The following is an 18329-nucleotide window of genomic DNA, read 5'->3' on the forward strand; positions in this document are numbered from 1 at the left end:
GAGATGAGGAGACGCAGATGAGCCTGCCAGACAGCATGAAGCATGTGACGTTCGACCGCCCCGGTGGGCCGGAAGTGATGCATGTCGTGACCGGTCCGGTTCCGGAGCCTCGTGATGATGAGGTGCTGATCCGGGTGGAGGCTGCCGGCGTAAACCGGCCTGACGTGCAGCAGCGCAAGGGGGCGTATCCGCCGCCGCCGGGTGCAAGCCCGATTCTTGGCCTGGAGGCGGCGGGAACCGTGGTGGCATGCGGCGCCGCGGTTCACAATTGGCGGATGGGTGACCGCGTGACCGCACTCTGCAATGGCGGTGCCTACGCCGAGTATGTCGCGGTGCCGGCGGCGCAGTGCCTGCCGTGGCCTGCCGGCTTCGGCGCGATCGAGGCAGCTTCGTTGCCGGAGACTTATTTTACCGTCTGGGCCAATCTGTTTGATCTTGGTCGCCTGGCGCCCGGCGACTCCGTTCTCGTTCATGGCGGGACGTCCGGAATCGGCGTCGCCGCGCTCCAGATGGCCCATGCTCATGGCGCGAGCGTCTACGCCACCGCGGGCTCGGCTGCGAAGTGCAACGCTTGCCTCGAACTTGGCGCGACCGCTGCAATCAATTACCGTGAGCAGGATTTCCTTCATGAGATCAAGGCACTGACGGCGGGCAACGGGGTCGACGTGGTGCTCGACATGGTTGGAGCGCCCTACACCCAGCAGAATCTGCGTGCCTTGAGGCGTGGCGGGCGGCTGATCCAGATTGCCTTCATGGGAGGCAGTATCGCCAGCAATCTCGATCTCTTGCCGATCATGATAAACCGGCTGACCGTCACCGGATCGACGATGCGGCCTCGCAGCACTGCCGAGAAGGGGGGCATTGCTGCGGCATTGCGGGAACGCGCATGGCCTTGGCTCGAATCGGGGAAAATTCGCCCGGTGATTGCCGAAGCCATGCCCTGGGGAGATGTTGTCCGCGCACATCGCTTGATGGAAGAGAGCGGACATATCGGGAAGATTATTCTTTCTTTCGAATAAAGATACTCCCATGCTCCTACGGTCCATAACGAACGTGTCTAATATGAAATTATGACACGCGTAGAGATCTAAAATTCTCCATATGATACGAAATCGAACTTTCCAGAAATGATAACGGAAAGTTTTTATTTTAAACTCAAATTTTTAGAAATTGCCTAAAATTTTCGTCTAATATGTTAGTTAAATCTAAAAACAATTGTTTTGAAAAGGCAAAGTTTCTCTTGCCTGCCACGCCAGTTCAGGATAATTGAGAATCATTCATGTAAGGGTTTTTCAGGAGTTTACGGCATGAGTTCATATATTACAGTCATAGGTGGCGTGAACAATTCCGCCACTCATGTCAGCGGAATTGTTCAGGTTCCCGCAAGCGGATTGAGCGGCACGAGCTTGGCGTCCCTTCAGTCGATCGTTGATGTGGTCAACGCGGCCGTTGCTAACGGCCAGTCGTCTTTGGTCAACTTCGATGCGATTGCCGGGAAAACTGCAACGTTTGCTGGTTCCAGTTCTTCTGGTGGGATCTATGAGATCACCAACACGGACAGCACTGGCGCGTCGGCTGCCGGCACCGCGAACAATATCAGCGTCACAGTTCCGTCGAGCGCCAATGAGGTTGTCGTTCAGGTTCCGGGCACTGTTTCGGTTGCCGGTAACGGGTATACGTCAACCTATCTGATCGGTTCACAGAGCAATGCCGTCATCTCGACCAATGGTAGCGCGGCGCCATCCGGCAATTCGGGTTCGAACCCCAATCAGATTTACGATCTGGGGGGCAACACGACCATTTACGCGGGTGGCGATAATCAGGCCACGCTGAGCGGTGGCCTTGACCGCTTCAAGGTGCTGACCGGAAACGATACGGTTCTGGCCACCGGATCAGCCTCGGTTCAGGCGGGCGTTCCCACCGGCTACGCCGGCACGCTGGATTTTATCAACTCCAGTTCGGCGCAGGCAACGGTGCTTGGCGGCCACGGTTCGGTGACCGCGTTCGGCGGCAATGCCGGTGGCCTGCTCTACGGCGGCACAGGCGGTAACAACTCGTTGATCGGCGGCAATGGCGGCGTTTCGCTGGTGGGTGCGGGCAACAACGATTACCTCCTCGCCGGTGGCGGGGGAGCTACTACTTCCGCGCTCAATAACGATCTGTTTGCTGGACCAGGCAACGAAACCCTGATGGCGAGCTCCGTCACGCAAAACAACCTTTTCGCTGCGGGTTCGGGGACCGACATCATTTCGTCCGCCGGTTCCGGCAGTCAGGCGTTCTTCGCGGCAACCGGCTCGGCGACGATGTATGGTTCGACCGTTTCTGGCGCCACCAACACCTACTTCTTCTCGTCCTCGCTGCAGGGCGGCGGCGGCAACGACGTGCTTGAGAACTTCAATTCGAAGACCGACAACATTGTCATTCTCAGCGGTGTCAACATTGTAAGTGTCACTGGTGCGAACAACGGCAATTACCCCACCGGTGCCGCGCTCGTCACCCTCTCGGACAATACGCAGATCACCATGGTTGGCTACAATGCCAGCAACCTGCAGAAATTTGTTGGAGGCTCGATTATCACCTGACGTCTATTTTGGACGGGACATTTGAGCCAGCCCCGGGCCTTGTGCCCGGGGCTTTTTAGTTGCCGAGCGGCGAGTTCAATAACGGCGATATCACCTGGCAATGTCACGTCGCGACGCCGCTGGCAGGGTACGCCGATTGATGTCAGCGGCGCAGGGCCATCCGGATCGGCCCTTCACGGCGGCCGTGGGTGAACTGATCCACCATGTCGTTGCCGCTGTTCATGACCGTGGCGGCATCGCCTTCCCACACGATCTTGCCGTCCTGCAACATGGCGATCCGGTCGCCGATACGCTGGGCACTCGCCATGTCGTGCGTGATGGTGATGGATGTCGAACCGAGGCGCTTCACGCAATCGACGATCAACCCATCGATCACGGCACCCATGATGGGGTCGAGCCCCGTCGTCGGTTCGTCGAAGAACATGATTGACGGTTCGGCGGCAATCGCCCGCGCCAGGCCAACGCGTTTCTGCATGCCACCGGAGAGCTCGGCCGGCGACAACTCGCCGACGCTGGCATCAAGGCCGACCTGAGCGAGCACACGGGCTGCGACCGTGCGCGCCTCGGCGCGGGTAACGCGGCCGCGTGCCAGCAGCCCGAACGCGACGTTTTCCCAGACTGGCCGGCTGTCGAACAGCGCGCCGTTCTGGAACAGCATCCCGATCTGGTCGCGCAGCGCGCGGGCGCGCGCCGGCCGCGCGGTGATCAGGTTTTCCCCATCGATCCAGATTTCGCCCTCATCCGGCGGGATCAGGCCGAGAATGCATTTCAGCAGCACCGACTTGCCGGTGCCCGACCCGCCGATGACGACGGTGCTCGTCTTCGGCATCACGTCGAGATCGACACCGTCGAGCACCCGCTTCGCGCCGAAGCTCTTGCGCAGCCCGCGGATGCGAATCTTCGGCTCGATGGTCCCGCCGCCGCTCACGAGAAGAACGCCTGGGTCATCAGATAGTCCAGTGCCAGGATCAGCACCGAGGCGGAGACCACCGCCGCCGTGGTCGCACCGCCAACGCCCTGCGCGCCGCCGCGCGAGCGGTAGCCGTGAAAGCACCCCATCAACGCGATCACGAAGCCGAACACCGCCGCCTTCACAAGCCCGGAGACGACATCGTTGCTGTGCAGGTAGTTCACGGTGTCGCGCAGATAGGCGTTGGGCTCGAAGCCGAGCCTGACGGTGGAGACCAGGAAGCCGCCGGCCACGCCGAGAATGTCGGCGATCACCACCAGCAGCGGCAGGGCGATCACCCCGGCGAGCAGGCGCGGGGTGACGAGATAGCGCATCGGATCGGTGGCGAGTGTGGTCAGCGCGTCGATCTGGTCGGTCACCCGCATCGTGCCCATTTCCGCGGCAATCGCCGAGCCCGCCCGCCCCGCGACCATCAGGCCGGCCAGCACCGGGCCGAGCTCGCGGGTGAGCGACAGCACCACCACGCTCGCGATCACGCTCGAACTGTCGAACCGGGAAAAGCCGATATAGCTCTGCAGCGCCAGCACCATGCCGGTGAACACGGCGGTGAGGGCGACGACCGGCAGGCTCGAATAGCCGATTTCCATCAGCGCGCGGCCGAAATTGCGCAGATGGAAGGGCGGGCGCACCAGGCCGGACAGGCCGGCGGCGGCGAAGAGCGCAAGTTCGCCGAGCATGATCACGAAGCCGAGCGCAAGGCGGCCGAGAGCGGCAATCGGGTCGAGCACGAGATTCATGCGCCGGATTATACCGATTTCACGACCCGCCGATAGCGCGGGCCGAGCGAGGTCAGAATCTCGTAACCGATCGTGCCGGCCTCGGCGGCGATGGCATCGATGTCATGGCCCGGGCCGATCAACTCGATGACGTCGCCGGGCGCGATGTCGGGATGTTCGGTGACGTCGAACGTCGTCAGGTCCATCGACAGCCTGCCCGCGACCGGGATGATCTTCCCCTGCCAGCGCGCCGTCAGCCGGTTCGACAGCGACCGCGGCAACCCATCGGCATAGCCGACGCCGATCGTCGCGATACGCGAGGGCCGCGCCGCCCGCCAGGTGCCGTTGTAGCCGACGGTCTCGCCCGAAGCGATCGCGCGGATCTGCAGGATGGGGGCGGCGAGGGCGATGGCCGGGCGCATCGGATTCGCCGCCGTCGGTGTCGGGTTGCCGCCATAGAGCGCATAGCCCGGCCGCGCGAGGTCGGAGCCGAACCCAGGGCCGAGAAACAGGCCCGAGGAGTTGGCAAGGCTGGTCCGCAGCCAGGGGAACCGCGCGGCGAAAGCGGCGAAACGCTCGCGCTGCGCGGCATTCGCCGACGCATCCGGCTCCTCCGCGGCGACCAGATGCGTCATCACATGCGTCAGGCCCAGCCCGTCGAGAAGAGTCGGATGGGCGATGAGATGGGCCGCCTCGTCACGATCGAGGCCGAGCCGGTTCATCCCGGTATCGAGATGCAGGAACGAAGGCGGCGCCTCGTCATCGCCAGCGGCGCCGCGCCAGCGCGCGCAGGCCGCGAGCGAGCCCAGAACCGGCCTCAGCTCCCGCGCGCGCATCGTTTCCTCCTCGCCGGGCGGGCAGCCATTGAGCACGCCGATCCGCGCCGCCGGCAACAGGGCGCGCAGGGAAAGGGCCTCATCCAGCGTGGCGACGAAAAAGCTGCGGCAGCCGGCAGCGGCGAGGGCAGGGGCGATCAGCGCCGCGCCGAGTCCGTAGGCATCCGCCTTCACCACGCCGGCGACCTCCCCCGCATGGCGGGCGGCCAGCGCCTGCCAGTTGGCGGCGACGGCGCCGGGGTCGATGGTCAGGGTCGGGTGGTTCATGCGGCGTTGCGGAACAGTTGCCGGCGCTCCCGCAGTCGGGCGACATGCGCATCGAAACAGGCGCGCACCCGCTCGGGATCGTGCCGGCGCTCAAGGTCGCGAATGGTGAAGTGAACCTGGGCCATGGTCTGGAAATGGCTCATGAACAGGTAATTGGCGCCTGCCCCCGACAAGGCGCCGACAAGCGGCACGAGGGCCGCCATCGCCTGTTCGGACAGCATGACGGAAAAGCGCGCGGCGACCGTGCGCAGGAACAGCGAAAGCGGCGCATGGGTCAGCGCGCCGCGCACCGCCCAGTAGCTCGCCTCGACCTCGCCTTCCTCGTCGCGGATCGTGCCGAAGCCGAACACTTCGAGGCAGGCGCGCCGGGTTTCGAACGCGTCGATGTCCTCGCCATGGCTGCGGGCGATCTCGGCGATGGCGCGGAACATCATCGCCATGGTGAACGGAATGTCGGCCAGCGAGAGCGGGCCGCCGGCGAGGCCCGAGATCGCCCCGCTCGCCGCGACGGCGCCGCGATAGACCCGTTCGGAGGCAGGCCCCGCGCGGCGCGGCGCAAGTCCGGCGCGCGAGACGTCGAGCAGCGACCACAGAGCTTCGGAGGCGTAGTCCTCGATCGCCCGGCGGCTGTTCGGCAGGAACAGGTTCAGCGCGCGTTCCGCCGCGCCCACGGTGCCGCGGCCGATCCGGCTCAGCAGGCGGGCGAACAGCCCGTGCGCCGCGACATAGCGCTCCGCCGCCTGCGCGATCCGCGCAAGGTCGGCCTCGGGCAGGCCGGCGCAGGCATTGCCGCCTGATGTCGCCATCGCGCGCACTCCTTCCGTTCGCTCACCGGTCATTCATGTTGGGTGTCGAGGTCGGCAAATCGAGTGAATTCGGCCTCGAAGAACAGGTCGATCTTGCCGGTCGGGCCGTGGCGCTGCTTGGCGAGGATCAGCTCGGCGCGGTTGTGCACATGCTCCATGTCCTGCTGCCATTTGGCCAGCGCGTCCTGGAACTTGTCCTCCGAATCATACGCCATCTGCTTGGGCATCCGGGCCTGGAGGTAGTATTCGTCGCGATAGACGAACATCACCGCGTCGGCGTCCTGCTCGATCGTGCCGGACTCGCGAAGGTCGGAGAGCTGCGGGCGCTTGTCCTCGCGGGATTCCACGGCGCGGGAGAGCTGCGAGAGTGCGATGACCGGGACCGAGAGTTCCTTGGCGATGGCCTTCAGCCCCTGGGTGATCTGGCTGATTTCCAGCACGCGGTTGTCCGGCCTTGTGCCGGCGGCGGGGCGCATGAGCTGGAGATAGTCGACCACGATGAGCGCGAGGCCGCGCGTTCGCCGCAGCCGGCGGCAGCGGGTGCGCAGCGCGGAGAGGGTGATCGCCGGCGTGTCGTCGATGATCAGCGGCAGCCGGGCGATGCGGCGCGACACCGCGACGAAATTGTCGAAATCCTTCTGCCCGATCTCGCCACGGCGGATGCGGTCGGAGGAGACGCGCGCCTCCTCGGCGAGAAGGCGGGTGGCGAGCTGCTCGGCGCTCATTTCAAGCGAGAAGACCGCGACGCACTGCTTTGCCTCGGCGTTCGGGTTCTCGGCGCGGGCCTCGTTGAGCAGGGCCTGGGCGGCGCCGAAGGCGATCTTCGTCGCGAGCGCCGTCTTGCCCATGCCGGGGCGGCCGGCGAGGATCAGCAGGTCCGACGGGTGCAACCCGCCGGTCCGGGCGTCGAGATCGGTGAGGCCCGTGGTCAGGCCCGAGACCTTGCCATCGCGCTCGAAGGCCTTGGCGGCGGTGTCGATCGCCATCGCCAGCGCGGTCTCGAAGGTCATCGCGGCGCCCTCGCTGCCGCCCTTGGTGGCGAGATCGAACAGCGCCTGCTCCGCCGCCTCGATCTGTGCGGTGCCGTCGAGCTCGGGATCCGACCCGAAGCCGCGATTGACCGTGAGCTCGCCCAGCTCGATCAGCTGCCGGCGGATCCAGGCATCGTAGATGATCCGGCCGTAATCACCGGCATTGATGATCCCGACCATCGCGGTGAGCAACTGGCCGAGATAGGCCGCGCCGCCGACATCGTCGAGCAGGCCGGAATGTTCGAAGGTCGCGCGCAGCGTGACTGGGTCGGCGACCTGCCCGGCCTCGATCCGCCGGGCGATCGCCTCGTAGATCCGCCCATGCACCGCATCGGCGAAATGCTCGGGGGCGAGGAACTCCGAAACCCGCTCATAGGCCTTGTTGTTGGCCAGCAGGGCGCCGAGCAGGGCCTGTTCGGCCTCGAGATTGGCGGGCGGCAGTCTTGGGGAGACGGTGAGAAGCGCGGACTCGGTCATATCCATGACACGCTACTAGCGCGGCCGATGGATGCAGGACAGCGCGCCCGCCGCGCGACGGGGCTGTGGATAAGGTGGATAAGGTGGATAAGTCGCGGGCATGCACGGCGTGAGGCCGTATCGCCGGTGGACGTGGGCCTGGCTGGAAATCAGCCCGGCGGCGTCACCACCACGAGCCTGGCAGCGGCCGGTTCAATGCAGCGACAAGGCATGCGCGCCCCCGGTCCGTCCGCATGCGAACCGAGTTCGCCATCGCCGGGCGAGATGACGGTCCACACATGACCCGATTGGCCATCACCTCCAAGGGGGCTGGCCGTTCCCCGTTCTGCTGACCTAGTCTCCTCTCACCGAAACCCGCAGCATTTCAGAGGACAGATGAACGTCCCTGGTCGCGAAGTCGATCTTGAGGCAACCCGGCGGCGCATGTCGGGGGCGAACCGGCAGCGACGGTCGGCGGGGCGGGCCAGTTTGTCCATCGATCGTTCAGAAAGGAAAGACCATGTCTGCCATTGAGCCGGCCATCACGATCCGCGAAGCGGTTGGCGTCTTCACTGAACGAGATGCGTTCCAGGCCGCCGTGGACGATCTGCTGATGGCAGGCTTCGACCGAGCCGATATCAGCCTTCTGGCCTCCGAGGCCTCGGTATTCGAAACACCCCGGACCGAACGGCGGAATATTGCCGGTCTGGAGGATGATCCTAAAACACCGCGCGGAGACTACGTCTCGCCGGAATCCGTCGGAGATGCGGAAGGCGCGCTGATCGGCGGGCTGCTCTATGTCGGCGCGGTCGTTGCCGCGGTGCCGATCGTTGCCGCGGGCGGCGAGCTGGCAGCGGCGGTCATCGCCTCCGCGATCGGTGGCGGAACCGGCGGGCTGATCGGCGGTGTGCTCGCCAAATTCGTCGGCGACAGCCGAGCCAGGCGGCTGCAGGACCAGCTGGAACAAGGCGGCCTTCTGCTCTGGGTCCGGACATGGACGCCCGAGCAGGAGCGCCGTGCCCTGGACATTCTGACCCGGCATGGCGCCCGAGACGCGCATGTTCACGCACTTCCGGGGCTGTCGCACGGCGAAGGCGCGGAGCTCGGCGGCGGCAATGCCTGATACCCGCGGGCGCCGCGCGCGGCTGGGGCGCCGGATTTCGGCCGGGCGCGAGCCATCCGTCCTGCGGCAGGGTCGGCTCGATGCCCGGTGACGATCCCCATGATCTCGCCCGCTTCGTCGATGCCCAGGCGCCGGTGATCGGGCAGGTTTTCGCCGAACTCGCGGCCGGGCGGAAGCGAACGCACTGGATGTGGTTCGTCTTTCCCCAGTTGCGCGGGCTCGGCCGCTCGCTGGCGGCGGCGCATTACGGCATCGGCTCGATGGCGGAAGCCCGCGCCTACATGGCGCATCCGCTGCTTGGCGCCCGCCTGCGCGAGGCCGCCGCGCTCGTGCTGGCGGCCAAAGCCGATTCGCCGGAGGCGATCTTCGGCCCGATCGATGCGCTGAAGTTCCGCTCTTCGATGAGCCTGTTCGCGCTGGCGTGCGGCGACGAAACCTGCCAGGCGAATCTCGACCGCTGGTACGACGGACAGCCCGATCCCGAGACGGTTCGGCGGCTTGGAGCGGCGCCGTTCAGGTCCTGATCACGCCCTTGGTCGCAATCACGTTGGCATAGAGCCGCCGGTCGCCGGTCTGGACGATCACGAAACTGTCCCGCGCGGCGGCGTAGAAGCCATGGCGATCCAGTGTGCCCATGCGTTCGGCGCCCACCCCGGCCCCGGCCGCGATCTGCCGGAACTCCGCCACCGCCGGAGGCACGGCCGCCGCGTCGCCGACGACCTGCATGGTCAGCAGCGGCAAGGGGATGAAATCATCGACCGGCAGGACGCTCAGCACCGCCCGGAACACCGTCCTGGCCTCGAGGCCCGGCATGGCGACCAGGCGCCTCGCACAGGTGGCGGCGGGAAAATTCGCGTCGACGATGGCGATCGTGTCGCCATGGCCCATCGCCCGCAACGCATGCAGAAGATCGGCGGTGAGGATGGGATCGATACCGTGCAGCATGGGCGCTCCTTCATGTGTCGCGGGTCAGCAGGTCGAGAATGGCCTGGCGGGTCGGCAGGGAGGGCTGCGCGCCGGTCCGTGTCGCGGCCAGCGCGCCGGCCGCATTGCCGAAACGGACAGCCTCCTCGATCGAGCCGCCCGCCTCGAGCGAGGCAGCCAGCGCGCCGGCGAAGGCGTCGCCGCAGGCGGTGGTATCGACCACCGGAACCCGATGCGGCTCAACCCGGCTACCCGCCTTGCCCGCGTGCCATACCACGCCAGCGGCGCCGAGGGTGACAATGGCCGCCTGCCGTCCGGCGGCAAGGCGGTGGGCCATCTCGGCCGGTGCGGCATCCGGAGAATCGGCGCCCAGGAGGGCGGCCGCTTCGGTTTCGTTGACCACGAGAATGTCGGTTTCAGCCAGGAGATCGGCCCGCGTGGCCGGATCGAGCCGGTCCACCGGCGAGGCGTTGAGCACCGTCCGCCCGCCAGCGGCCCTCATTCGTCGCGCCGCCGCCAGAACGGTTTCCACGGGCACCTCCAGCTGGGCCAGCAGCAGCCCTGCCGGCACCGGATCGGGCAGGCGCTCGGGCCGCAGATCCTGGTTCGCGCCCGGGACGACGACGATGCGGTTCTGCCCGCCGTGCTCCACGGTGATGAGCGCAACCCCGCTCGCCGCGTCGACGCGGCGCAGAAGGGAGAGATCGATGCCTTCCGCGGCGAGCGTCGCGTGGAGGGCATCGCCATGGGCGTCGCGGCCGAGGCAGGTGGCGAAGGCGACCGTTGCGCCCGCCCGCCGCGCGGCGACTGCCTGGTTCGCCCCCTTGCCGCCCGGATAAGTCGCGTAATCGAGGCCCATGACGGTTTCGCCCGCATCCGGGGCGCGCCGTGTCCGCACCACGAGATCCATATTCGCGCTGCCGACGACGAGCATGGGCTCCGTTCCTCCGTATCGCACCGGAATCCCGCGGCGGCGGGTTCGACCCGACTTCTGCGGGCTTCGGCGCCGCAAGTCAAAATGCCGGATGCCGGCGCGGCGCCGCCTTCCCGGCGGGCGGGGTGTCAGGCGATCGATTCTCCGTGCAGCACCTCATCCAGGCCCTGCCGTTCCTCGTCACGGGTCACACGCAGGCCGACCAGGCGCTGCGTGGCGAACAGGATGCCGGCGGTGACGACGCCACAATAGATCATCGTCGCCGCCACGCCGAGCGCCTGGATCGCCAGCTGGTGCAGTCCGGGTTCGACCGCGCCGCCCGAAAGCGGGCCGAAGGCGAGCACGCCGGTGGCCAGCGTGCCGAGAATGCCCGCGACACCATGCACACCGAAAGCATCGAGCGAATCATCGTAGCGAAGGCGGATTTTCACGACGGTGACGGCCCAGAAACAGACCACGCCAGCCGCAAGCCCGAGCAGCAGTGCCGGGCCGGGAAGCAGGAAGCCCGCCGCCGGGGTGATGGCCACAAGGCCGGCCACGGCACCGGAAATCGCGCCCAGCACCGTGGGACGGCCGAGATGCGCCCATTCGACCGCGGTCCAGGACAGGGTCGCTCCCGCCGCGGCCATCTGGGTGACCAGCACTGCCATGCCGGCATTCGGATTGGCGCCGCCGGCGCCGCCGGAATTGAAGCCCAGCCAGCCGACCCACAACAGCGAGGCGCCCATCACCGCATAGGACAGGTTCCAGGGCATCATGTTGTCCTGTCCGAAACCGAGGCGGCGGCCGAGATAGAGCGCGCAGACGAGGCCGGCAATGCCGGAATTCACCTCGACGACCGTGCCGCCCGCGTAGTCGGCGATGCCGAGCCGGTAGAGCCAGCCTGCGGGACTCCAGACCCAGTGGGCGATTGGCGCGTAAACCAGCAGCGACCATGCGGCCATCACGATCAGCAGGGCGGAAAACTTCATCCGCTCGGCGAAGCTGCCGGTGATCACGGCCGGGGTGATGATCGCGAAGGTGAGCTGGAACATGACGAACACGCTCTCCGGCACCCGCAGATGCACGGCGTCGGGCAGCCCCGTGCCGAGGGTGAAGGGCAGGTTCCAGTCGCGCGCCAGGTTTTCCAGCAGGACATCGCCCAGCCCGCCGACGAAGCCGTTGCCGTTGGAAAAGGCCAGGCTGTAGCCGACCACGAGCCACAGGACGGAAACGACCGCGCAGATGATGACGCTCTGCATCATGATCGAAAGCACGTTCTTCTTGCGGACCATGCCGCCGTAGAACAGAACGAGGCCGGGAATGGTCATCAGCAGCACCAGGACCGAACTGACCAACATCCAGGCAGTATCGCCCGCGCTCAAACCCGATTCTGCCGCTTTTGCAGGCAAACAGATGCCGGCAAGCGGGAGCGAGAGGGCTCCCACCGTCCATAAACGTCGCGTCATGGCGACCCGCTCCTTCTTGTTCCGCCCGTTATCCGATGCGGCTGATCCGTGTGACATCGGGCAGTTAGCAGGAATTGTGCCAAAACCTCGGGCGCTGGCCATGGCGCGCCGGCCGGGCCGTCAGGCAGAATCGGGGATGAACTTCCTCCGGATGTCCATTAGCACATCATTCCGGCACATGGCCGGTGGCGATCGCCCTTCGCGACCTCGTTGCAGCCTGTCCTTGATTACGCCGAAATCATCGTCCGGACTCGGCCCGAACCTTGTTTCGCCACGATTCCGCGCTGTAGGGTCCGACAGCCGGAAACGCTCCGGCGCGGGAAGGAGCATTCAATGACGGATTGGAAGCGCAGGCGGCGGCAAGCGACGACGCTGGGGCTGATTGCGGCAATGACGGTGACGCTGGCCGGGTGCGGCGCGGATGCCGGCAATCGCATGAGCGGCGGGGCTGCCGGCGGGGCCGCCACGGGCGCGACCTTCGGCCTGATCGGCGGGCCGATCGGCGTTCTCGTCGGCGGTGCCGTTGGAGGCGGCATTGGCGCTCTCACCGCCGCGAACACGACGCCGAAGCAGGTGAATCTCGGCAATCCGCCCTGGGCCGGCGGCGCGGCGGCGCCGGCCACGAACGAAGCCGGGCCAGGGCCGGCCAATGCGGCACCGCAGCAACTGGCGCCGGCGCCGATGTCTTCCTCTCGTGGCTACACGAGCGGTACGGGAAGCGATACCGGCTATGGCGGGAACAGCAGCGTTCAGGCGCAGCCGCTCGCCCCGCCGGGCTGACCTCGCGCGGCCGCGCGGTCAGGCGCTGCCGTTGACGTATTCCCGCAGGCTGCGCACTTCGTGCGTCTGCGTCTCGATCAGCGACTTCACCACGTCGCCGATACTGACGACACCGACCAGCTTGCCCCCGTCGACGATGGGCAGATGGCGGAAACGCCCGTCGGTCATCAGGTTTTCCGCCTCGAAAACCGTGGTCGACGGCGTCGCCGTGGTGGGGGCGCGGGTCATCAGCTGGCTCGCCTCCATCTCCAGCGTCGCGGCGCCGTTCGCCGCCAGGCTTCTGACCACGTCGCGCTCCGAGAGAATCCCGAGCAGGTCGCTGTTCGGCGACTGCACGACCACAGCGCCGATGCGCTTCTCCGCCAGCACGACGACCACCTCGCGGATACGCGCCTCAGGCGGCACCGAGATCAGCGCGGTGGGTTTCCGTTTCAGTATCGCAGCCATCGTTGTCATCGCAAACCTCCCGAGGACGCCCTCGCCGCACGACGGCGCGGCGGACAGGCTCATTCCAGACCAGACTATGTCGGCGGTTTCGCCCAGATCAACACAAATGGTTCATCTCGCCGGATTTTCATCATCCCGTGCGGCGCATCCGGCCGCAACCCACGCCTCCTGAGCCGCGACGATGGCGAGTTCGTCCGTTCCGAGGGCGGCGGTGATGCGGAGCAGTTCCGTCGTTGCTGCCGCAGCGGCGGTCAGGGCCGCGTCAAGCCGACGCGACGGCAGGTAATGGGCCATGAACAGGGCGGCGAAGGCATCGCCTGCGCCGGAGAACCGCCCGGCGAGGCGGGGTACGGAGATCTGCCGGCGCCCATCCGGGTCGATGGCGAGGATGTCGAGCATGCCGGGCGCCGTATCCGCGCCGGCGAAACCGGTCAGGACGACCAGCCTCGTGCCAAGCGCCTCCATGGCGGCGAAGGCGCTGGACCGGTCCGTGGGGGTGGTGCCGGCAAGAATGCCGAGCTCGAAGGCGTTCGGCAGCGCGATATCGGCGCGCGGCACCAGGGTTTCGCGGATCGCGGCGATCAGCGGCGGCGGCACGTAGGCGCGCCCGTCATCGCCGATGACCGGATCGCAGACATAGAGCGCCGCCGGATTCGCCGCCCGCGCCCGGCTGACGGCCTCGCCCACCACGGGAACCGCGGCCGCGGCGCCGAGATATCCGGACAGCACCGCCTCGCACCGCGCGAAGGCGCCGCGCGCGGCGAGCCCGTCCAGCAGGGCGGCAAGCCGCGCCGGCTTCACCGGGCCACCCTCGGCGCCGCCATGGCCGGGATGATGCGACAGCAGGACCGTCGGCAGCGGCCAGACCTCGTGGCCATGCCGCGCCAGGATGAAGGCCGCGCCGGCATTGCCAACCGCGCCGTTGAGCACCTGTGACTGGATCGAGAGAATCGCCATGGCCCGGTTTGGCGGCAGGGCGCGCGGCCTGGCAAGGGCCGGCGGTTGCATGCCCGCCTTCCCTGCGCCATCTCACCGGGCAAACGTCTTCATTCATTGTCGAAAGGTCTTGCCGTGGCGCGCATTCCCAAGCTTTTTCAGCCGGTCAGCTTCCGCAGCGTCGAGGCGCGCAACCGCATCGTTGTCTCGCCGATGTGCCAGTACAGCGCGATCGACGGCCTCGGGCAGGACTGGCACATCCAGAATCTCGGCGCCAAGGCGATGGGCGGCGCCGGCATCGTCTTCACCGAGGCGACGCATGTCTCGCCCGCGGCGCGGATCACCGCCCATTGCCTCGGCCTTTGGAATGACGGGCACGAGGCTTTCATGAAGCGCCTCGTCGCGCTGATCGAATATGGCGGCGCGGTGCCGGCGATCCAGATCGCCCATGCCGGCCGCAAGGCAAGCCAGACCCAGCCCTGGAAGGGCGACGGGTTCGTGGCGCCCGATGCGGCGGATGGCTGGCTGCCGGTGGCGCCGAGTCCGCTGCCCTTCGCGCCTGATCGCCCCGCTCCGCACGAACTCACCGCCGGCGAGATCGCCGCCATCGTGGGCGATTTCGCCGCGACCACGGCCCGCGCCCGCCGCGCCGGGTTCCGCATCGTCGAGCTTCACGCGGCGCATGGCTATCTGCTGCACCAGTTCCTCTCGCCGGTCAGCAACCATCGCACCGACGCCTATGGCGGCGATCTCGCCAACCGCGCGCGGATCGTGATGGAGGCGATCGACGCGATGCGGGCGGAATGGCCGGACGACCTGCCCTTCTTCGTGCGCCTGTCCTGCACCGACTGGATCGAGGGCGGATTCGACGCCGACCAGGCGGTGACGCTGTGCCGCTGGCTTGCCGCCCGCGGCGATGTCGACCTGATCGACAGTTCGACCGGCGGAATTTCGCCGCAGCAGAGGATTCCCTCGATCCACCCCGGCTACCAGGTGCCGTTCGCCGAGCGCATCCGCCGCGAGGCCGGGATCGCGACCGGCGCGGTCGGCATGATCCGCGAGCCCGAGCTTGCGGCCGAGATCGTCGCCAACGAGCGGGCGGATCTCGTCTTCCTCGCCCGTGCCCTGCTGGCCGACCCGGCATGGCCGATCCGCGCGGCGCAGCATTTCGGCCTGCCGGTTGATCTCGTGCCGCAATATCAGCGGGCTCTCGTCTGACCTTCGGCCGGGTCGCGCCAGCGTCACGAAGGTCTTGACGCGGCGCGAATCGGCCCTTTAAGAACAGATGTTAGCGTTTTGTTCCCAAAAGCGTCCTGTCGGCCCCGGCCATTGCGGCGCATTCGGGGCAAGAAGCCGGAGAATGCCCGATGCTCACCCGCAAGCAACACGAACTGCTGGTCTATATCGATCAGCATCTGCGCCGGACGGGCTGCTCCCCGAGTTTCGAGGAGATGAAGGAGGCGCTCGACCTCAAGTCGAAATCGGGCATTCACCGGCTGATCGGCGCGCTGGAGGAACGCGGGTTCCTGCGCCGGCACAAACACCGCGCGCGGGCGCTGGAAGTGCTGCGCCTGCCCTCGGATGCCGCGGCGGACCGGCCGGATACGGGCTTCGCGCCCAATGTGATCCGGGGCGATTTCACCGCCCGCCTGCAGGGCGCGCGCGCGGCCGATCCGGCGGCGGCCATCACCCTGCCGCTCTACGGGCGGATCGCCGCCGGCCAGCCGATCGAGGCGCTGCGCGAGCACCAGGCCGAAATCGAGATTCCCGCCTCGCTCGTGGGTCCGGGCGAGCACTACGCGCTCGAGGTGGCCGGCGATTCGATGGTTGATGCCGGGATCCTCGATGGCGACACCGCCATCATCCGCCGGGGCGAGACCGCCGAGACGGGGCAGATCGTCGTGGCGCTGATCGACGATGTCGAGGTGACGCTCAAGCGGCTGCGCCGGCGCGGCAACTCGACGGCGCTGGAGCCGGCCAACCCGCGCTACGAGATCCGCATCTTCCCGGCCGAGCGGGTGAAGGTCCAAGGGCGGCTGGTCGCGCTGTTCCGACGCTACTGAGCCGGCCCCACCCCCCTTTGACCCGCCGGCCAACCGGGCCGATATTGCGCGCATGAGCGTGTGGGGGAAGATCATCGGCGGCGTCGCGGGGTTCGCCGTCGGCGGGCCGTTCGGCGCCGTGGCCGGCGCCGCGCTGGGCCATGCCGCCGATACCGGTGACCTCGGCTCGCTCGGCGCCCGGCTCGGCCGCGCCCTGCCGCTCGACTCCGCCCGCTTTGCCGCCCTGCTCGGCCGGCGCGAACAGGTGTTCGCCATCGGCGCCACCGTTCTCGCCGCCAAGCTCGCGAAATGCGACGGGCCGGTGGTCCGCGCCGAGATCGACGCGTTCAAGCGGCAGTTCCGCATCGAGGATGCGGCGATCCCGACGATCGGGCACCTGTTCGACCAGGCGCGCGAGGATGCGTCCGGCTTCGAGCCCTATGCGCGCCAGCTCGGCGAGAGCTTCGCCGACAACCGCCTTGCCCTCGAGCAGGTGCTCGGCGCGCTGTTCGCCATCGCCCGGGCGGACGGGCCGGTGAACGCGCGCGAAGCCGACATGCTGGCGCGGATCGGCGCGCTGTTCGGCCTGGGCGAGGCGGCCCGCGCCCGGGCGGCGAACCCTTCGGGCGGCAATCTCGGTGAGGATCCGTATCAGGTGCTGGGCATCGCCCGCACGTCCAGCACCGAGGCGATCCGCGCCCACTGGAAGGCCCTGATGCGCGAGAACCATCCGGACCAGCTTGCCGCGCGCGGCGTGCCGGCGGAGTTCATCGCCCGCGCGACCGAACGCGTCGCCCGGATCAACGCCGCCTGGGACACCATCAAGCGCGAGCGCGGCGCGTGATCTCGCCCAACCGGGACGCGCGGCCGGCGGGAATGCCGGTCGATCACCTGGTGCTCCACTATACCGGCATGCGCAGCGCGGCTGCCGCGATCGAACGGCTCTGCGACCCGGCGGCGAAGGTTTCGGCGCACTATGTCGTCGACGAGGCGGGCGGCCTTCACGCGCTGGTCCCCGAGCGGGACCGCGCCTGGCATGCCGGGATCAGCTTCTGGCGCGGCGCGCGCGGGCTGAACGACCGGTCGATCGGCATCGAGATCGTCAATCCCGGCCATGAATGGGGTTATGTCCCGTTCCCGCCGCAACAGGTCGCGGCGGTCATCGAGCTTTGCCTTGGCATTCTCGGCCGCCATCCGATCCCGCCGCGGAACGTGGTCGGCCATTCGGACATCGCGCCGGACCGCAAGCAGGACCCTGGCGAGCTGTTTCCCTGGCCGCAACTCGCCGCCGCGGGGATCGGCCTGTGGTCGGCGGCGGCGGGTGCCGCGGGCGACGATCTCGCCGCCGATCTCGCCGCGATCGGCTATGACGTGGCGCTCGACCGCGCCGCGGTCGTGGCCGCGTTCCAGCGGCGGTTCCGGCCCGAACGGGTCGATGGTGTGGCGGATGCCGGCACGCGCGCCCGCGCCGCGGCGATCCGCGCCCTGTTCGGCGCCCATTGACCGGGCGCTGGCGATCGCCCAAGAAGCGCGGGCCAGACGGTTGGACGGCCGCCGTGCCGCTCGCGGCGCGGAGGAAAGTCCGGGCTCCATGGAATGACGGTGCCGGCTAACGGCCGGCGGGGGCGACCCCAGGGAAAGTGCCACAGAAAACATACCGCCGGTACGCCTCGGCCTGCCGGCAAGGGTGAAAAGGTGCGGTAAGAGCGCACCGCGCCGCCGGCAACGGGGGCGGCAGGGAAAACCCCACCGGGAGCAAGACCGAATAGGGGCGACCGGCGGCATGAGCGATCATGGCCGCGGAGGGATTCCGCCTCGTCGCCCGGGTTGGTCGCGCGAGGCACGCAGCGATGCGTGTCCCAGATGAATGGCCGTCCAGCATCCGCGAGGGTGTGGACAGAACCCGGCTTACAGACCGTCTGGCATTTTTGCCCCCGCGCGCCGCCCGGCCATGCCCGCGCGCGATTAGGCAATCGGGGCCGGCTCTGCTATGAGTGAGGTCAGATTTCCCGCCCAATGGAGTGCTTGACC

At 67.6% G+C, this 18329-nt stretch carries 19 protein-coding genes and 1 other RNA gene; 10 read left to right on the top strand and 10 right to left on the bottom strand.

Translation table 11 applies throughout. From position 1 onward, the window contains the following. Positions 1–17: 17 nt before the first annotated feature. Together ACMV_RS15935 and ACMV_RS15940 are read left to right on the top strand one after the other, a co-directional pair. Positions 18–1019 carry an NAD(P)H-quinone oxidoreductase gene (locus ACMV_RS15935; RefSeq protein ID WP_012040375.1) on the top strand — a complete coding sequence of 334 codons (1002 nt, stop codon included), beginning with the start codon at positions 18–20 and terminating at the stop codon, positions 1017–1019. Between the two features lie 288 nt (positions 1020–1307). After that, positions 1308–2582, top strand: a complete 1275-nt coding sequence (locus tag ACMV_RS15940) for a hypothetical protein (RefSeq protein ID WP_012040376.1) — start codon at positions 1308–1310, stop codon at positions 2580–2582. A 142-nt stretch (positions 2583–2724) separates the two neighbouring features. On the opposite strand, the gene ACMV_RS15945 is transcribed toward ACMV_RS15940, so the two are convergent. The 5 genes from ACMV_RS15945 to ACMV_RS15965 are packed head-to-tail and all read right to left on the bottom strand — an operon-like array spanning position 2725 to position 7691. Next, entirely contained in the window at positions 2725–3510 is a 786-nt protein-coding gene (locus tag ACMV_RS15945; protein ID WP_007424105.1) for an ABC transporter ATP-binding protein, read from the bottom strand. Further along, entirely contained in the window at positions 3507–4289 is a 783-nt protein-coding gene (locus ACMV_RS15950; protein ID WP_013641083.1) for an MlaE family ABC transporter permease, read from the bottom strand. The genes ACMV_RS15945 and ACMV_RS15950 overlap by 4 nt, the downstream gene beginning before the upstream one ends. Before the next feature lie 8 nt (positions 4290–4297). Then, the gene (alr, locus tag ACMV_RS15955; protein WP_013641084.1) at positions 4298–5371 is read right to left on the bottom strand and encodes an alanine racemase; all 1074 of its coding nucleotides are present in this window, start codon (positions 5369–5371) and stop codon (positions 4298–4300) included. Next, a complete protein-coding gene (locus ACMV_RS15960; protein WP_007424102.1) occupies positions 5368–6177 on the bottom strand; it encodes an EcsC family protein in 810 nt (269 codons plus the stop codon). Before ACMV_RS15960 ends, alr begins: the two co-directional genes overlap by 4 nt. A gap of 29 nt (positions 6178–6206) precedes the next feature. Beyond that, positions 6207–7691, bottom strand: coding sequence for a replicative DNA helicase (locus ACMV_RS15965; RefSeq protein WP_007424101.1), 1485 nt, complete (start codon positions 7689–7691; stop codon positions 6207–6209). 493 nt (positions 7692–8184) lie between these two features. Here ACMV_RS15965 and ACMV_RS15970 point away from each other — a divergent pair, with 493 nt between their 5' ends. Together ACMV_RS15970 and ACMV_RS15975 are read left to right on the top strand one after the other, a co-directional pair. After that, on the top strand, positions 8185–8787 hold the full coding sequence (locus tag ACMV_RS15970) for a hypothetical protein (RefSeq protein ID WP_013641085.1): 603 nt from the start codon (positions 8185–8187) through the stop codon (positions 8785–8787). Between the two features lie 80 nt (positions 8788–8867). Beyond that, positions 8868–9311, top strand: coding sequence for a DUF1810 domain-containing protein (locus ACMV_RS15975; RefSeq protein WP_013641086.1), 444 nt, complete (start codon positions 8868–8870; stop codon positions 9309–9311). On the opposite strand, the gene ACMV_RS15980 is transcribed toward ACMV_RS15975, so the two are convergent. The 3 genes from ACMV_RS15980 to ACMV_RS15990 all read right to left on the bottom strand — a co-directional run bounded on the left by ACMV_RS15980 (position 9301) and on the right by ACMV_RS15990 (position 12093). Next, positions 9301–9732, bottom strand: coding sequence for an RbsD/FucU family protein (locus ACMV_RS15980; RefSeq protein ID WP_013641087.1), 432 nt, complete (start codon positions 9730–9732; stop codon positions 9301–9303). The two genes, ACMV_RS15975 and ACMV_RS15980, sit on opposite strands and share 11 nt — an antisense overlap. 10 nt (positions 9733–9742) lie before the next feature. Continuing rightward, entirely contained in the window at positions 9743–10645 is a 903-nt protein-coding gene (locus tag ACMV_RS15985) for a ribokinase (protein ID WP_012040380.1), read from the bottom strand. A 128-nt stretch (positions 10646–10773) separates the two neighbouring features. Continuing rightward, entirely contained in the window at positions 10774–12093 is a 1320-nt protein-coding gene (locus tag ACMV_RS15990; protein ID WP_013641088.1) for an ammonium transporter, read from the bottom strand. Between the two features lie 333 nt (positions 12094–12426). Here ACMV_RS15990 and ACMV_RS15995 point away from each other — a divergent pair, with 333 nt between their 5' ends. Then, complete coding sequence (locus ACMV_RS15995; RefSeq protein ID WP_012040381.1) at positions 12427–12873, top strand: hypothetical protein; 447 nt, start codon at positions 12427–12429, stop codon at positions 12871–12873. Positions 12874–12891: 18 nt separating this feature from the next. Here ACMV_RS15995 and ACMV_RS16000 read toward each other — a convergent pair whose 3' ends face one another. Continuing rightward, the gene (locus tag ACMV_RS16000) at positions 12892–13329 is read right to left on the bottom strand and encodes a CBS domain-containing protein (RefSeq protein WP_012040382.1); all 438 of its coding nucleotides are present in this window, start codon (positions 13327–13329) and stop codon (positions 12892–12894) included. A gap of 102 nt (positions 13330–13431) precedes the next feature. Further along, positions 13432–14328: a pyridoxal kinase gene (gene pdxY, locus ACMV_RS16005; RefSeq protein WP_013641089.1), complete on the bottom strand. Its 897-nt coding sequence runs from the start codon at positions 14326–14328 to the stop codon at positions 13432–13434. A 63-nt stretch (positions 14329–14391) separates the two neighbouring features. On the opposite strand from pdxY, the gene ACMV_RS16010 reads away from it, so the two are divergent. From ACMV_RS16010 to rnpB, 5 genes are all read left to right on the top strand, one after another. Then, positions 14392–15474 (top strand): NADH:flavin oxidoreductase/NADH oxidase, encoded by a 1083-nt coding sequence (locus ACMV_RS16010; RefSeq protein ID WP_012040384.1) that lies wholly within the window; start codon positions 14392–14394, stop codon positions 15472–15474. A 149-nt stretch (positions 15475–15623) separates the two neighbouring features. Further along, the gene (gene lexA, locus ACMV_RS16015; RefSeq protein WP_007424091.1) at positions 15624–16319 is read left to right on the top strand and encodes a transcriptional repressor LexA; all 696 of its coding nucleotides are present in this window, start codon (positions 15624–15626) and stop codon (positions 16317–16319) included. Between the two features lie 52 nt (positions 16320–16371). Continuing rightward, positions 16372–17142, top strand: coding sequence for a TerB family tellurite resistance protein (locus ACMV_RS16020; RefSeq protein WP_013641090.1), 771 nt, complete (start codon positions 16372–16374; stop codon positions 17140–17142). Then, complete coding sequence (locus tag ACMV_RS16025; RefSeq protein ID WP_007424117.1) at positions 17139–17801, top strand: N-acetylmuramoyl-L-alanine amidase; 663 nt, start codon at positions 17139–17141, stop codon at positions 17799–17801. The genes ACMV_RS16020 and ACMV_RS16025 overlap by 4 nt, the downstream gene beginning before the upstream one ends. Positions 17802–17833: 32 nt before the next feature. Continuing rightward, positions 17834–18225, top strand: an RNA gene (rnpB, locus tag ACMV_RS19400) — RNase P RNA component class A. Positions 18226–18329: the final 104 nt, after the last annotated feature.

The organism is Acidiphilium multivorum AIU301 (genome assembly GCF_000202835.1).
Lineage (GTDB): Bacteria > Pseudomonadota > Alphaproteobacteria > Acetobacterales > Acetobacteraceae > Acidiphilium > Acidiphilium multivorum.

Bases quoted from the DNA above. Each gene is read 5' to 3' on its own strand.
- ACMV_RS15935 (WP_012040375.1), top strand. From the start codon at position 18: ATGAGCCTGCCAGACAGCATGAAGCATGTGACGTTCGACCGCCCCGGT.
- ACMV_RS15940 (WP_012040376.1), top strand. From the start codon at position 1,308: ATGAGTTCATATATTACAGTCATAGGTGGCGTGAACAATTCCGCCACT.
- ACMV_RS15950 (WP_013641083.1), bottom strand. From the start codon at position 4,289: ATGAATCTCGTGCTCGACCCGATTGCCGCTCTCGGCCGCCTTGCGCTC.
- alr (WP_013641084.1), bottom strand. From the start codon at position 5,371: ATGAACCACCCGACCCTGACCATCGACCCCGGCGCCGTCGCCGCCAAC.
- ACMV_RS15960 (WP_007424102.1), bottom strand. From the start codon at position 6,177: ATGGCGACATCAGGCGGCAATGCCTGCGCCGGCCTGCCCGAGGCCGAC.
- ACMV_RS15965 (WP_007424101.1), bottom strand. From the start codon at position 7,691: ATGGATATGACCGAGTCCGCGCTTCTCACCGTCTCCCCAAGACTGCCG.
- ACMV_RS15970 (WP_013641085.1), top strand. From the start codon at position 8,185: ATGTCTGCCATTGAGCCGGCCATCACGATCCGCGAAGCGGTTGGCGTC.
- ACMV_RS15975 (WP_013641086.1), top strand. From the start codon at position 8,868: ATGCCCGGTGACGATCCCCATGATCTCGCCCGCTTCGTCGATGCCCAG.
- ACMV_RS15980 (WP_013641087.1), bottom strand. From the start codon at position 9,732: ATGCTGCACGGTATCGATCCCATCCTCACCGCCGATCTTCTGCATGCG.
- ACMV_RS15985 (WP_012040380.1), bottom strand. From the start codon at position 10,645: ATGCTCGTCGTCGGCAGCGCGAATATGGATCTCGTGGTGCGGACACGG.
- ACMV_RS15990 (WP_013641088.1), bottom strand. From the start codon at position 12,093: ATGACGCGACGTTTATGGACGGTGGGAGCCCTCTCGCTCCCGCTTGCC.
- ACMV_RS15995 (WP_012040381.1), top strand. From the start codon at position 12,427: ATGACGGATTGGAAGCGCAGGCGGCGGCAAGCGACGACGCTGGGGCTG.
- ACMV_RS16000 (WP_012040382.1), bottom strand. From the start codon at position 13,329: ATGACAACGATGGCTGCGATACTGAAACGGAAACCCACCGCGCTGATC.
- pdxY (WP_013641089.1), bottom strand. From the start codon at position 14,328: ATGCAACCGCCGGCCCTTGCCAGGCCGCGCGCCCTGCCGCCAAACCGG.
- lexA (WP_007424091.1), top strand. From the start codon at position 15,624: ATGCTCACCCGCAAGCAACACGAACTGCTGGTCTATATCGATCAGCAT.
- ACMV_RS16020 (WP_013641090.1), top strand. From the start codon at position 16,372: ATGAGCGTGTGGGGGAAGATCATCGGCGGCGTCGCGGGGTTCGCCGTC.